The sequence below is a fragment of the Providencia rettgeri genome (genome assembly GCF_001874625.1).
Classification (GTDB): domain Bacteria; phylum Pseudomonadota; class Gammaproteobacteria; order Enterobacterales; family Enterobacteriaceae; genus Providencia; species Providencia huashanensis.
The window spans coordinates 1042604-1056792 of sequence record NZ_CP017671.1 but is presented as its reverse complement, the minus strand read 5'-3'; the positions used below and the strand labels follow the sequence as shown (position 1 = coordinate 1056792).

12 protein-coding genes and 2 pseudogenes are annotated in these 14189 nt (G+C 35.1%); 2 read left to right on the top strand and 12 right to left on the bottom strand.

The annotated features are described in order from the left end of the window. Positions 1 to 4 precede the first annotated feature (4 nt). The 3 genes from RB151_RS04640 to RB151_RS04630 form a co-directional block, all read right to left on the bottom strand. Entirely contained in the window at positions 5 to 811 is an 807-nt protein-coding gene (locus RB151_RS04640) for an IS5 family transposase (RefSeq protein WP_071547793.1), read from the bottom strand. Between the two features lie 69 nt (positions 812 to 880). Continuing rightward, positions 881 to 1699: a glycosyltransferase gene (locus tag RB151_RS04635; RefSeq protein ID WP_071547792.1), complete on the bottom strand. Its 819-nt coding sequence runs from the start codon at positions 1697 to 1699 to the stop codon at positions 881 to 883. Positions 1700 to 1763: 64 nt separating this feature from the next. Further along, positions 1764 to 2582: an ATP-grasp fold amidoligase family protein gene (locus RB151_RS04630; protein WP_071547791.1), complete on the bottom strand. Its 819-nt coding sequence runs from the start codon at positions 2580 to 2582 to the stop codon at positions 1764 to 1766. 559 nt (positions 2583 to 3141) lie between these two features. Between RB151_RS04630 and tnpC (RB151_RS04625) the strand changes: the two genes are divergently transcribed. After that, a complete protein-coding gene (gene tnpC, locus RB151_RS04625; protein WP_071548824.1) occupies positions 3142 to 4548 on the top strand; it encodes an IS66 family transposase in 1407 nt (468 codons plus the stop codon). A gap of 132 nt (positions 4549 to 4680) precedes the next feature. Here the strand turns inward: tnpC (RB151_RS04625) and RB151_RS04620 are convergent. The 3 genes and pseudogenes from RB151_RS04620 to RB151_RS24590 all read right to left on the bottom strand — a co-directional run. Next, a pseudogene (locus RB151_RS04620) lies at positions 4681 to 5163 on the bottom strand (IS5 family transposase); the annotation flags it as partial. Positions 5164 to 5569: 406 nt separating this feature from the next. Then, positions 5570 to 6619 carry a glycosyltransferase family 4 protein gene (locus RB151_RS04615; protein WP_071547790.1) on the bottom strand — a complete coding sequence of 350 codons (1050 nt, stop codon included), beginning with the start codon at positions 6617 to 6619 and terminating at the stop codon, positions 5570 to 5572. Continuing rightward, positions 6620 to 7549, bottom strand: coding sequence for an EpsG family protein (locus RB151_RS24590; protein ID WP_071547789.1), 930 nt, complete (start codon positions 7547 to 7549; stop codon positions 6620 to 6622). Between the two features lie 145 nt (positions 7550 to 7694). Here RB151_RS24590 and tnpC (RB151_RS04605) point away from each other — a divergent pair, with 145 nt between their 5' ends. Further along, the gene (tnpC, locus tag RB151_RS04605; RefSeq protein ID WP_071548824.1) at positions 7695 to 9101 is read left to right on the top strand and encodes an IS66 family transposase; all 1407 of its coding nucleotides are present in this window, start codon (positions 7695 to 7697) and stop codon (positions 9099 to 9101) included. A 132-nt stretch (positions 9102 to 9233) separates the two neighbouring features. Here the strand turns inward: tnpC (RB151_RS04605) and RB151_RS04600 are convergent. The 6 genes and pseudogenes from RB151_RS04600 to RB151_RS04575 all read right to left on the bottom strand — a co-directional run. Further along, a pseudogene (locus RB151_RS04600) lies at positions 9234 to 9716 on the bottom strand (IS5 family transposase); the annotation flags it as partial. Between the two features lie 99 nt (positions 9717 to 9815). Then, a complete protein-coding gene (locus tag RB151_RS04595) occupies positions 9816 to 10874 on the bottom strand; it encodes a hypothetical protein (protein WP_071547788.1) in 1059 nt (352 codons plus the stop codon). Continuing rightward, on the bottom strand, positions 10871 to 12130 hold the full coding sequence (locus tag RB151_RS04590) for an O-antigen translocase (RefSeq protein ID WP_237071509.1): 1260 nt from the start codon (positions 12128 to 12130) through the stop codon (positions 10871 to 10873). Before RB151_RS04590 ends, RB151_RS04595 begins: the two co-directional genes overlap by 4 nt. Next, positions 12127 to 13248, bottom strand: a complete 1122-nt coding sequence (locus RB151_RS04585) for a DegT/DnrJ/EryC1/StrS family aminotransferase (RefSeq protein ID WP_071547787.1) — start codon at positions 13246 to 13248, stop codon at positions 12127 to 12129. Before RB151_RS04585 ends, RB151_RS04590 begins: the two co-directional genes overlap by 4 nt. An 8-nt stretch (positions 13249 to 13256) precedes the next feature. After that, complete coding sequence (locus RB151_RS04580) at positions 13257 to 13778, bottom strand: GNAT family N-acetyltransferase (protein WP_024172665.1); 522 nt, start codon at positions 13776 to 13778, stop codon at positions 13257 to 13259. Positions 13779 to 13780: 2 nt separating this feature from the next. Beyond that, on the bottom strand, positions 13781 to 14188 hold the full coding sequence (locus tag RB151_RS04575; RefSeq protein ID WP_024172666.1) for a sugar 3,4-ketoisomerase: 408 nt from the start codon (positions 14186 to 14188) through the stop codon (positions 13781 to 13783). Position 14189 lies beyond the last annotated feature (1 nt).

Genomic DNA, 14189 nt, shown 5'->3' with positions numbered 1-14189 from the left:
GAACCTATCTCAATAGGGTTTTGTTACAGGCAATGATACCACAGGCAAAATGCAGCATCGCCTCATAATTCTCGACCTTCTTCTCCCAACGAGTCAGGACACGACGGTAGCGATTCATCCAACTGTGTGTTCTCTCTACAACCCAGCGGTGGGCCTTAAAATCCGTGTTTTTGATGGCTTCTGATTCATCCTTCCGTGACTGGATATGAGGTTCATAGCGACGACTTCTCAGATACGATCCCAACCATTCCGCTTCATACCCTTTGTCCATGCACAACCGGAGCCTCTTGCCCGGTCTGCCCGTCTGGAGGGCATCGAGCGTATCCGCAACCAGCTTTATGTCGTGCGTATTTGCTCCAGCGACAACCAGTGCAAGCGGAAGCCCGTTCCCGTCAGTCATCAGACTGCGCTTTACGCCCCGTTTCCCCCCGGTCTGTTGGGTTCCTGCCTGTTTTTTTGAGCCTGCCAGCGGTGATTTGGTCATACAACCATCCATCGACAGCCACGACCAGTCAATAGCGTCCAACTGTTCGCAAGCAAGCAACCCGTTTTGCCAGAAGCGTTCAAATACGCCAGCATCCCGCCACTCCTGAAATCGGCGATGAGCAGAGCTTGACGAGCATATACCGGTGGCATTTAGCGCATTCCACTGGCAACCCGTCCTGAGTACGAAGAAAATGGCGTTCATTGCAGCGCGATTATCAACCCGCTTGCGGTGCGTACCCAGCGGGTGTTGAGTTCTATGCTCCGGGATGAGAGGAGCCATTTTCTCCCAGAGTTCATCACTGATTTGCCACTTGTTGCCCACCATGCTTTGCCGTCATAAATTATCATTATGTATTATCTGACAATTCCTTTTGGGATAGATTCTAAGTAATAATTATCTTAAATACTTATATGCAAATTTTTTTAAAAATGGTGGGCTTAGTCGTAAGGATACAATTAAAAGCAGAAAGATGAAATTTAATGGACTAAAAAGATCTAGTTTTTTCATTGCATATAAACGAGCGTTAAAGTCATTTTTGGCTTTTTTAAAACCTCTTCGATTATAAAAATTTTTATCAACTCTAAATCGTAATAATGGCTCATCTAAGTTTCCGAAAATGTACTTTTTCTCTAATAAGTCAACCCATAAATAATAATCTTGGGTATTCATTAATGCTGGATTATAATGAATATGATTAATATTAATATTTGATAAGTTAAACATAACCGTGGGGTGATTAAAAGGACAACGCTTAATTATATAGCGACTTAAAATAGCATGACTACATGGAATTTTTTTCAACTGAGTATAACCATCCTCGTGAAATTCGATAACTTGAGTTCCACAAATAGCTACATCAGGATGGTTATGAAAATACTCAATTTGCTTTTGAAAACGCTCTGGTTCACATATATCATCTGCATCCATTCTTGCTATGAATGAATATATATTTGAAGTTGATAAACGGCTTATAGCCCTATTTAATTGCCAAGCAAGACCTTTATTTTCATTAATAAATTCAATATATATATTTTGATAATTATTTTGATAATTATTGAGCTTATTGGATAGCTGAATAGGAACCTGGCCATCCACTTGTAGGTAAATATCAAAACTTTTAAATGTTTGGTTTAGAACGCTATTTATCGCGGCATCCAAAAAAATTGGATCGTCATTCTTATAAACTGACATTATAACAGCTATTTTTATCATATTATTTAACTTAACGATATTTTAATGAATACATAAATACTATTAACAAAATTATTGCAGCATGCTAGGTATTAATAGATAGATTTTTTCCCATTTTAAAATCGAAGCTTATGGGAACGAATTTTTCTAAGCAGTTACCTGGAAAATTAGTCATTTCACCAAAGTAAATTTTGTCATCTAGTATATATAAATCCACACGAATAAAATCCAAGTCACTAGAAAGAGATTCAGCTATTAACAAACCCTTTTCAAATAGTTTAGGTTTAGGGATATCCTCACCTTGAGGAAATTGATATTTTACATCTAATAGATTGAAATCTCGGTCATATATATTTCGTTTATGTTGCCTAAATCGAGATAAATCAACTTGTACAAAATTTACCTTGCCATTTAAACAAAAAAATTTATAATCAGGAGGAATATCTGAATTGAATTCTATAAGCTTTTCTATAATAAGAGTTCGAGGTAAATCTTTATATACCCATTCCCTTCCTCTTTTATAATAATCAGTATTTTTCCATTTTATTGAATCATTATAAACTGATTCAAAAGAATCGTTGCTCTTATTTACTATTCTGACCATTTTAGAACCATGGTTTCCTTTAATTACAAATTTTTCTGGTAATGAGTTCCAAATATCTATTGTTAATTCTTCACCTTTCCATAATATGGGAATTAAATCACATAATTGGCATTTGTTTTTAATGTAACTTCTAACTTTTATTCTATCAGCAACTAACTTTCTTAATTTAATATCTTTTGGGCTAGGTTTTATTTTTAATAGTAATATTTTTTCAGTTAATGTTTTAGGGTTGATTAAATTAGGTATCTTTCGTTGCTTTACTATGAATGCTAATATAGAGATTAGCCTATCTATGAACATTATTATAATTCCTCGGTTATATGAAAGAGTGGCTTTTTTAAAATTTTTTCAAAAAAAATTTTAAATTTAAGAACAAATAAAGGTTTTGATTATGAAATCATAGCGTAAGAGACTGATAGTATAAATAATGTCAAAAACAAAATTATCCATAAGAAATAGTTTAATGTCAATACGTTATATTAAATTTTTAAATAAAATAGTACTTACTATGTGATAAACCATCATATTACCAAAAAGCTAATCCTTAAATTACTTTTGTAAATCTAGTAAGAGCGCCATCCTGTAAAATCTAAAATATAGTTAAACAATTAAAGGAGTGCAAATAAAAAATAAAAAATACTGACAACAATAAACATTATAAATTAATGGAAGAGCATTTTATCTCATTCAGAGCCTATCTCAATAGGGATTAATTACCGCATAAAATATATTATCACTGTAACCAAAACCTTATACGTAACTCTTCACCCGCGATGCCTTGACAGCAAAGTTATGTGACGAGGTTAACTTGATCCCATATTCGACTTGAGTGATCTTTCTGAGCTGGCAATCTGAAGGTATGAATAAGAAAACACTACCTCCACCACCAGATTTCGATTCGCCTGAAGAGGCGAAAGATATCATCCATTTTCTATGGAATAAGCTGGCCGAACTTGAAGACCGACTAAACCAAAATAGCCGTAACTCTTCTGTGCCGTCATCCCAACAGTCTTTGCATAATAAAGCTAAGAATACTTCGCCGAATCGGAAAAAATCTGGAAAAAAGCCAGGAGCTCAGCCAGGTCATAAAGGCCACCGCCGACTGCTTCACTCTATTGAAGACAGTGCCTCGGTTGAGCAATACTTACCAAAGAAAACATGCCATTGCGGTGGCTGTGTTATTCCAAATAGAAAACCTTATAAACGACACCAAATTTTTGATTTGCCAGATATCTCTTACACACTTGTTGAGCATCAGGTCTTCAAAGGTGAGTGCTCATGGTGTGGTGATAAGCATCAAGCAGAGCTTCCGGAGCATGTCTCTGATGTTCAGATGAGCCCAAATCTACATAGTTTTATCGCAATCCAAGCGACGCAGCACCATCAAAGCATCGGTAAAATACTATCTATGCTGAAAGATGTGTTTCAGCTTAACTTCTCTACAGGTGCAATATCAGCCGCACAAGGACGAGTAACGGAGTACTTAGCAGATACTCATACGCAAATCCATGAAACAGTCAAAGCCTCTCAACTGATTATGGCCGATGAAACCTCGCATCAACGTAATAATGAGAAACGCTGGATGTGGGCAGCCCTGAGTAATGACGTTGCCTTTTTCCAAATCAACAGCGGTCGAAACCAACATGCGGCTAAGCGATTGCTTGGAGAAGCTGTTTCACACCTTTTAGTGACCGACCAATACTCAGCCTACAAATACATTGATGAATCAAAACGGCAACTATGTTGGGCGCACATCTTACGAAACGTCATCGCTATCGAGGAGAGTGTTTGTCCTGAAAATCAAAAAATCGGGGAAAAACTCGCGTTGATCGCCCACAGTGTGTTCAGGTGCCATCACCGATATATCGAAGAGAAGCTCACCAAAACCCAATACTATCGCCGGCTCAGGCGGTTAAGAAAAAGCTGGCTTCATTGGCTCAAACTGGGCAGTTATCAATGTTCGAAACGTTATCGAGGTCGGTGCCGAAATCTCATGTCTGATGATGCTATGGTGTGGCGCTTTATGGATGATCCAGACTGCCCGTTAACGAACAATGCCGCAGAGCGTGTCCTGCGTAATTATATATTGATGAGAAAGTGCTGCTACGTGACTCGCTCATATAGAGGCGATCTGTTCCGTGAACGTATGTTCTCACTTATAGAAACTGCCAAGCTTCAGCAGATCTCAGCCTATAAATGGTTACGTGAAATCGTCGAACACCATATGCTCAAAGTGAATTATCAGGTGCCAGCATTCCTAGCGTAAACCACCGTCAATAGCTCGCGGGTGAATAGTTACCGATATTTTCATCAAAATTTTGAATAGTAATTTATAGCTAGATAATTTCAATGGAAATTTCATCATAAATTTATAACATAATGATATTGCGGATATTGCGGCTTTATTTATGTCGTGCGTATTTGCTCCAGCGACAACCAGTGCAAGCGGAAGCCCGTTCCCGTCAGTCATCAGACTGCGCTTTACGCCCCGTTTCCCCCCGGTCTGTTGGGTTCCTGCCTGTTTTTTTGAGCCTGCCAGCGGTGATTTGGTCATACAACCATCCATCGACAGCCACGACCAGTCAATAGCGTCCAACTGTTCGCAAGCAAGCAACTCGTTTTGCCAGAAGCGTTCAAATACGCCAGCATCCCGCCACTCCTGAAATCGGCGATGAGCAGAGCTTGACGAGCATATACCGGTGGCATTTAGCGCATTCCACTGGCAACCCGTCCTGAGTACGAAGAAAATGGCGTTCATTGCAGCGCGATTATCAACCCGCTTGCGGTGCGTACCCAGCGGGTGTTGAGTTCTATGCTCCGGGATGAGAGGAGCCATTTTCTCCCAGAGTTCATCACTGATTTGCCACTTGTTGCCCACCATGCTTTGCCGTCATAAATTATCATTATGTATTATCTGACAATTCCTTTTGGGATAGATTCTAAATTTATAACTAAACGAAGCATAGTAATATCTATTTTAATACTCTGAGTTTGACATAGTATATTCTATAACTAGAACATGCAGGCCATTATAGTCTTTTTTGATTTTTTGGCTCATTTTTCATACCGAGCCGTCATTGCTCAGTATTTGGAGGCATTTTTTATTTTTGGCGAAACCATTATAATAGCTCCATCTGCCACCTATTTTTATACCGGAAAGGTTAATACACACTAATCTTTTTCATAAAAAATATTAAATTTTTACTTCATTTAGAATTAGGGTCGCATTATGCTATAGTTGTTTTAATTTCGTTGAAAGTAGTTACCTCAATAGTATGGAATATAAATTAACTAATTATTTTTCTTATAGATAAATTAGCAATTGACTGCCAATTATAACTTTCATTTACTAATTTTTTTGCATTAGTTGACATTTCTATTAATTCGTTATCAGGCATATTTTTTATTTTGTTTAAAGTATAATAAATGTCATTTATATTGTTTATAACAAAGCCACAATTATGTTTTTTTACAATTTTCGCCATGTTAGTCCCTTCAGTTAGTAAGCAAATGTTTCCATACGCTAGTGCTTCTAATACTGCTACTGGTAGGCCTTCGTAACGAGAGGTCATAATAAATATATTATTACTTTCTAAAACTTCTTCTTTTTCAAGTCCAAATATAGGTGGCCTAATTATAATATTTTTATTGGGTTTTAGATTTATTAATTCAATAGTTTGTTTTTTATTAGCACCGTAGATATTAAATAAAATATTACTTTGTGTTTTTTTATAAAAAATATTAAGACTGTTTATTAATAGATCCAATCCTTTATGGTAAATATCACACCTACCTAAATAGAAAGGTTTTATTTTTTTAAAGTTTTTTTGCTTTATGACAGCATTCACATTCACTCCATTAGGTAAAATATATGTTTTTATTTTATTAGAAATAAAAATAGAATCATTCTTTTCTTCTTCATTTAAGTATTGTATGAAGTTAACATGTTGAAATGATATTTTTTTAAATATAGAAAGGTAAATTGACTTCTTTATTTTTTTATGAAGTATAGTTCTTTTCATTAAAGAACAATGAGGAACAAGTATTATTTTGAACCCCATCAGTTTCAGTAATGTAATTAAAATAGGTGATTTTATACTAAAAACACCGTGCACATAGATAAAATCTGGAGAGTAAGACTTTATCTGAAAGAGCAATTTAAAAAAAGAAATTGTTTTAAATTCAGCCTTTTGCTTTAACTTATCATCAGAGGAAAAAGCAAGGTGGAAACTTTCTATATGTGGTATTTTGTTCTGATATTTAGATAAATTAGATACAACATTAGTAATACCATCACCGGCATTATATGTTTTATGGTATAAGTGTAATAGTTTCATTTAATAAAAGTAATAGTCATTTTTAATATAAAAGGATATGTTCGTTACAATGTATAAGATTAGCAGTAGAGCAGTATATGAATTCAATTTTGATATTCTAAATAATTCATATATCAATATGGGAGAAATAACTAAGAAGACAAGTAAAGCTCGTCCAGATAAGACTGCAATTGAAGATGTAGATAAACAAAAAAAAAGAATGACAATAGATAATTTGACTATAGGTATTCTATAACTAACATTTACTTTTATTCCATAAATTAATAATACTAAAAAGACGAATATAAATAGAATTGAAGACCATGATTTATTTCCAAGATAGGAGTCTGAGCCAATATAATATTCAAATCGGGTAAATTGAATTATACTTTCTATATTTAATAACGCTAAATTTATCAGTATAATCGATGATGTTAACAATAAGAACCCTTTTGCTTTATTAATAATTAAATAGTGATAGTTTAATTTCCTTGTGAAAATAAAAAGCAGTGCAAGAATAGCCATGCCATAATGAAATAGTATAGGTATTAAAATAGTAGGAAGTGTCTTAAAAGTTCTATTTATTAATCTGATTGAAATTATTAAAAACAATATGGATATTGAATATCTTACTTGTGTTCCATATAAAAATTGGCTTAAGGAAATTATTATTGGATAAGCAAGTAATAATAACACAAAACGATTATATACGATAGCCATTAGAGCTATTTGAAAAAACATCAATAACAGCCAATAATCATTAAAGTTCAAATCAAATAATACCTTTATAGAATAAGACAGCCATTCATATAAGAAATCATATGAAAATGAACTATTTTCGTAATCAGAAAAATAGTTTATATAGTCAGGGTTATATTTAAATGGGTAATATAGAAAATATATACATGGCGTTAAAAGTAAAAATCGGAAAATATAATTTAATAAAGACACACTATTACATCCTATACTTTAATATATTTTGGAACGATATTTGTAACTCTTCACCCGCGATGCCTTGACAGCAAAGTTATGTGACGAGGTTAACTTGATCCCATATTCGACTTGAGTGATCTTTCTGAGCTGGCAATCTGAAGGTATGAATAAGAAAACACTACCTCCACCACCAGATTTCGATTCGCCTGAAGAGGCGAAAGATATCATCCATTTTCTATGGAATAAGCTGGCCGAACTTGAAGACCGACTAAACCAAAATAGCCGTAACTCTTCTGTGCCGTCATCCCAACAGTCTTTGCATAATAAAGCTAAGAATACTTCGCCGAATCGGAAAAAATCTGGAAAAAAGCCAGGAGCTCAGCCAGGTCATAAAGGCCACCGCCGACTGCTTCACTCTATTGAAGACAGTGCCTCGGTTGAGCAATACTTACCAAAGAAAACATGCCATTGCGGTGGCTGTGTTATTCCAAATAGAAAACCTTATAAACGACACCAAATTTTTGATTTGCCAGATATCTCTTACACACTTGTTGAGCATCAGGTCTTCAAAGGTGAGTGCTCATGGTGTGGTGATAAGCATCAAGCAGAGCTTCCGGAGCATGTCTCTGATGTTCAGATGAGCCCAAATCTACATAGTTTTATCGCAATCCAAGCGACGCAGCACCATCAAAGCATCGGTAAAATACTATCTATGCTGAAAGATGTGTTTCAGCTTAACTTCTCTACAGGTGCAATATCAGCCGCACAAGGACGAGTAACGGAGTACTTAGCAGATACTCATACGCAAATCCATGAAACAGTCAAAGCCTCTCAACTGATTATGGCCGATGAAACCTCGCATCAACGTAATAATGAGAAACGCTGGATGTGGGCAGCCCTGAGTAATGACGTTGCCTTTTTCCAAATCAACAGCGGTCGAAACCAACATGCGGCTAAGCGATTGCTTGGAGAAGCTGTTTCACACCTTTTAGTGACCGACCAATACTCAGCCTACAAATACATTGATGAATCAAAACGGCAACTATGTTGGGCGCACATCTTACGAAACGTCATCGCTATCGAGGAGAGTGTTTGTCCTGAAAATCAAAAAATCGGGGAAAAACTCGCGTTGATCGCCCACAGTGTGTTCAGGTGCCATCACCGATATATCGAAGAGAAGCTCACCAAAACCCAATACTATCGCCGGCTCAGGCGGTTAAGAAAAAGCTGGCTTCATTGGCTCAAACTGGGCAGTTATCAATGTTCGAAACGTTATCGAGGTCGGTGCCGAAATCTCATGTCTGATGATGCTATGGTGTGGCGCTTTATGGATGATCCAGACTGCCCGTTAACGAACAATGCCGCAGAGCGTGTCCTGCGTAATTATATATTGATGAGAAAGTGCTGCTACGTGACTCGCTCATATAGAGGCGATCTGTTCCGTGAACGTATGTTCTCACTTATAGAGACTGCCAAGCTTCAGCAGATCTCAGCCTATAAATGGTTACGTGAAATCGTCGAACACCATATGCTCAAAGTGAATTATCAGGTGCCAGCATTCCTAGCGTAAACCACCGTCAATAGCTCGCGGGTGAATAGTTACCGATATTTTCATCAAAATTTTGAATAGTAATTTATAGCTAGATAATTTCAATGGAAATTTCATCATAAATTTATAACATAATGATATTGCGGATATTGCGGCTTTATTTATGTCGTGCGTATTTGCTCCAGCGACAACCAGTGCAAGCGGAAGCCCGTTCCCGTCAGTCATCAGACTGCGCTTTACGCCCCGTTTCCCCCCGGTCTGTTGGGTTCCTGCCTGTTTTTTTGAGCCTGCCAGCGGTGATTTGGTCATACAACCATCCATCGACAGCCACGACCAGTCAATAGCGTCCAACTGTTCGCAAGCAAGCAACCCGTTTTGCCAGAAGCGTTCAAATACGCCAGCATCCCGCCACTCCTGAAATCGGCGATGAGCAGAGCTTGACGAGCATATACCGGTGGCATTTAGCGCATTCCACTGGCAACCCGTCCTGAGTACGAAGAAAATGGCGTTCATTGCAGCGCGATTATCAACCCGCTTGCGGTGCGTACCCAGCGGGTGTTGAGTTCTATGCTCCGGGATGAGAGGAGCCATTTTCTCCCAGAGTTCATCACTGATTTGCCACTTGTTGCCCACCATGCTTTGCCGTCATAAATTATCATTATGTATTATCTGACAATTCCTTTTGGGATAGGTTCTTAGATAAAAATAGAGACTAGTATCATATAGTTAATGTTATCAGTTTAAGTACTTTGATATTTTTTCTGCAATTAATTTAGGCGCGTGTGTGGTAAGCGCATATGATTGAGTTTCATACTTTAGTTTATTAATTAAACTATAGTTATTAATCAATAACGATAATTGTTGATAAATAGAATCCTCACTATTATTTATTGTGATAATAGGGCAGTTTTTAACTGATAAGTCGCGTTTAAACATATCATTAGCAGGAGCTAAAACAACATGCCCTGCAAACATACTATATATTGCATTCATTCCATATGAGTTGCCTTTAGTTTGGTCAATAGCGATATCAGCAGACTCCATGACTTTAAGATATTCAGCAAAAGGTAATTTTTCTGGTAATATAATTTGAACCCTATCACCATATTTTTTCTCTATTTCAGATAATGCCTTTTTTATTATTTTAGTTCCTTTGAAGCCTTCACGATTTATGCCGTGCATAATGACTATTTTTTCATTGCTAAAGTTTTTTAGAGGAATGGTTTGTAGATTACCATCACATGCTAATGGTATGGTTTCTGTTACTTTATGTGAAAATCGTGATAATCTCCATGCTTTACTATAATCATACATGACAGGAACTATTTTATTAGCGGAGGACGCAACAATATAGTTAATAAAAAGATCAACTTTCCGGCTATAGTACTTTTTTTTAGGTAATGGTATATCTATGTATGGCCAGTTTGGTACTTCACCACTTTTACCTCTTTTTATAAACTCTACATCATCGCCACAACAAAGTAATATAATGTTCTTATTTGTTGCTTTAAATAATAAGAGGATTAATGGCCCTAACCATGTAAAATTAAAAAAACCCGGGTTCATAACCAATATATTCTTATATTTTAATATTTTTGGTAATAGTGTTATTAAAGATAGCAATTTTGTTAGTCTATTGTTTCCGTGTAATATTAACCCGCTCTTTAGTTGCTTGAAACCATCACCAGAAAAACTGAAAACTTCCGCACTATATCCTAATTCCCTAAACCCTTTTACTAAAGATTTCCCATAACCACTATACTCACCGTATATTAAAACTGATTTTTTTTTCATTTTAAATTTTCACTAGAATATTTATTAATGACAAATATAAAAACAATGATATATAAGAAATAATTCAAACAATAAGCATATGTTACGCCTATAGTACCTTCGGATTTTATAAAAAAATAGGAAAGCAGCACAAAGGTTACAGAGAAAAATATTTCACTAATGATAAAAATTCTCGTCATAGCCTTTGCTAGCATTACATATGCTAATAACCATGATGCAATTTTAAATACATCTCCTATAATTTGCCATGTAAACAATGGTTTCATTGGTGTGAAACTATCAGAGAAAAGTAAATAAATAATAAAATCACGTAATAGGTAGATTATCAATCCACATACAATAACAATTGGAAGTAATATTTTATAACCTTGTAGAATCTCTTTTTTTAACTCTTGCTTATTCGTGATTTCTGAAAGTCTTGGTAGGTAATATGTGCTTAAAGCAGTGGTGACTATCATTAAATAAGTTGTTGATATATACCATACACCTTGCCAGTAACCTGCTTGGTCTAATCCTTGGGTTGTTCCTATATAATCACGAATGATAAATTGTGAGGTAGGAACCATAATCGCAGAAGTAATAGCCATTGCTGAGTAGGAAAAAAGATTTTTAGATATCTTTCTATCAAAAGATGAAGTGAATTTTTTCCATGTTATTACTTCATGCTTTCTGAGCATGAATAATATAATAAAAAATATTATGGATTGGTTAGTCGCTAACGCAATTAAAGCACCTTTTAGTCCAAAAAAATAAATCAGTAAGCTAGTGAAAATTAATGAATATATGCTTTGTATTATATTTATCTTTATATAGCTTCTTATTTCTTTAAGGCCATTAATGATAGATAAAAACAAACCATTTAAAACAAATAAAATAATTGTGAAACCAAATATTATAAAAACAAATTGATACTGGACATCATCTAATATTTTAAGAGAAAAGAAGTTAGAAAATATTGCTAATATACAACCGACAACGATGGATGTAGTAAAACTAATACGAATACTAGTACTAAATAGTGAAGGAAGCTTTTCACTTTCTTTACCATATTCAGCCGTGTATTTTACTACACCATTATTTATAGCCCCTTGGGCTGCGATTAGAACAAGCTGACTGAAATTTTGAAACTGTCCGATAACGGCAAGCCCTGCTGGACCAATATAGACAGAAACTGCTTTATTAATCACTAAACCTGATAGCATTTTAAAAAATGTAGCTATCAGGCTTAGTAGTGATGTTTTAACTAATGTCATCATTTTATCGCAAATGAATTACATGCTTCAATAACTTTAGATATTTCTTCATTAGTCATTGTTGGTCCGATTGGGATACTTAGAACTTCGTTGTGGATTTTTTCAGTAATTGGCAATGAAAGTTGTTTATATTGGCAGTATGCCTGTTGTTTATGAGGAGGAGTAGGGTAATGGATTAATGTTTGAATACCATTTTCAGTTAAATGCTTCTGGAGCAATTCCCTATGTTCGGTTGCTATAACAAATAAATGCCATACATGTTGTTCTATATTATTTTTATATGTATTGACTAATAATGGGAGCTTAATTAATGGATTACTAATATTTTCTAAGTAAGCTAATGCTATATTTTGGCGAGTTTTCGTTTCATTACCGAGATACTTGAGTTTCACACTGAGCAACGCAGCTTGTAGCTCATCAAGGCGGCTATTAACACCCTGATATAGGTTTAAGTACTTCTGATGTGAACCATAGTTTCTTAGGGCATATAAAATTTCTGCTAGTTGCTCATCATTAGTGGTTATTGCTCCGGCATCGCCTAGTGCTCCAAGATTTTTTCCTGGATAGAAGCTGAATCCTGCCGCATGACCCCAATTACCCGCTTTTTTACCATCGATGCTAGCATCATGAGATTGTGCACAATCCTCTAGAACTAATAAATTATATTTTTGTGCAAGAGCCATAATTTTAGGCATTGGTGAGATTTGCCCATAGAGATGAACGGGTAAAATAACTTTTGTCTTGTCTGTAATTGCTGCTTTTATATTCTCAACTGATAAATTATAGGTATTAACATCAGGTTCTACGAGAACGGGTACTAAGCCATTTTCAGTAATAGCTAAGACGGATGCGATATAGGTATTAGCTTGTACGATGACCTCATCACCAGCTTTTATTTTTCCTAGCTCTTTCCATGCACGCAGTACTAAAGTTAAGGCATCTAAACCATTGGCTACACCAATTGTATATTTCACACCACAATGAATTGAAAAATTCTTTTCAAAATTTTTTAACTCATTGCCCATTATATACCAGCCTGAGTCTATAACTCTATCACATGCTTCTTTTAATTCATTTTGATACTGATTATTTATAGATTTTAAATCTAGGAAAGGAATCATCTTTATACCTACTTGATAAAATTTTGAAATTTATTTTTAATATCTAAAATATCACTAGGAAATACTTCATAAAAATAATGAATGTCGTCTTCATGAGTCCTTTTGGCATTGAATTTTTCATGAAATGAAATTACCTTTTCATTTCCTTTCATAACTTCAAAGTGACAACGTGAATAACCTTTAATATCAAAGCCGAAAATATATACTAATAATGCACTTTCTATAGCGGCAGTTCTTGTTTTTGATTCATTCAGTATCCAGCTCCCCCAAGAAAATGAGTTATTGTGAATGTCGTAAATTCTGACAGTTCCACAAGGAATGCCATCTAGAGTTTCGATGATGAAATAGAATTCTTCATTATTATTTTCTTTCTGTTTATAATTTCTGATCCAAACTTTTTGTTTTTCAATATCGTTATTCACAGAAGATAAGAATTTATTATAGTTTTCATTTAATCTAAGTGATAATATGAAAGATGCATCACTCTCATTAACTAAACGAAGTTTTACTGTTTTAGATTGTAATATCATATTTAAGCTAGAGAATTATTATAAGTAAGAAAATCACTATAATTACGGATATAATCACTTTCATTATAGTGGTCGTTTGCTAGAACTACGACAATACAGTCCTCTGAAAAATCATACATTTCGTGCCATTGCATAGGCTCAATCAATAAACCTGTATGCGGACAATTTAAAATAATTTCTTCTTTATTTTTGCCATCATCCATAACAAAACGGCAGCTTCCACGGACACATATAGCGAGCTGTCTTAACTCTTTATGTGCATGAAACCCACGTGAAACCCCATCTTTAGTGCCAAAGATGTAATAAATACGTTTAATTTCAAATGGAATATTTTTATTTTGCTCTAATGAAACCAGCGAACCTCTATCATCACCAAGTTTCTTAAATTCAATTGTATTCACTAGTTTCATT

Excerpts from the sequence above, each read along its gene's own strand:
- RB151_RS04615 (WP_071547790.1), bottom strand. The coding sequence starts at position 6,619 with ATGAAACTATTACACTTATACCATAAAACATATAATGCCGGTGATGGT.
- tnpC (WP_071548824.1), top strand. The coding sequence starts at position 3,142 with ATGAATAAGAAAACACTACCTCCACCACCAGATTTCGATTCGCCTGAA.
- RB151_RS04585 (WP_071547787.1), bottom strand. The coding sequence starts at position 13,248 with ATGATTCCTTTCCTAGATTTAAAATCTATAAATAATCAGTATCAAAAT.
- RB151_RS04630 (WP_071547791.1), bottom strand. The coding sequence starts at position 2,582 with ATGTTCATAGATAGGCTAATCTCTATATTAGCATTCATAGTAAAGCAA.
- RB151_RS04580 (WP_024172665.1), bottom strand. The coding sequence starts at position 13,778 with ATGATATTACAATCTAAAACAGTAAAACTTCGTTTAGTTAATGAGAGT.
- RB151_RS04590 (WP_237071509.1), bottom strand. The coding sequence starts at position 12,130 with ATGATGACATTAGTTAAAACATCACTACTAAGCCTGATAGCTACATTT.
- RB151_RS04575 (WP_024172666.1), bottom strand. The coding sequence starts at position 14,188 with ATGAAACTAGTGAATACAATTGAATTTAAGAAACTTGGTGATGATAGA.
- RB151_RS04635 (WP_071547792.1), bottom strand. The coding sequence starts at position 1,699 with ATGATAAAAATAGCTGTTATAATGTCAGTTTATAAGAATGACGATCCA.
- RB151_RS04640 (WP_071547793.1), bottom strand. The coding sequence starts at position 811 with ATGGTGGGCAACAAGTGGCAAATCAGTGATGAACTCTGGGAGAAAATG.
- tnpC (WP_071548824.1), top strand. The coding sequence starts at position 7,695 with ATGAATAAGAAAACACTACCTCCACCACCAGATTTCGATTCGCCTGAA.
- RB151_RS04595 (WP_071547788.1), bottom strand. The coding sequence starts at position 10,874 with ATGAAAAAAAAATCAGTTTTAATATACGGTGAGTATAGTGGTTATGGG.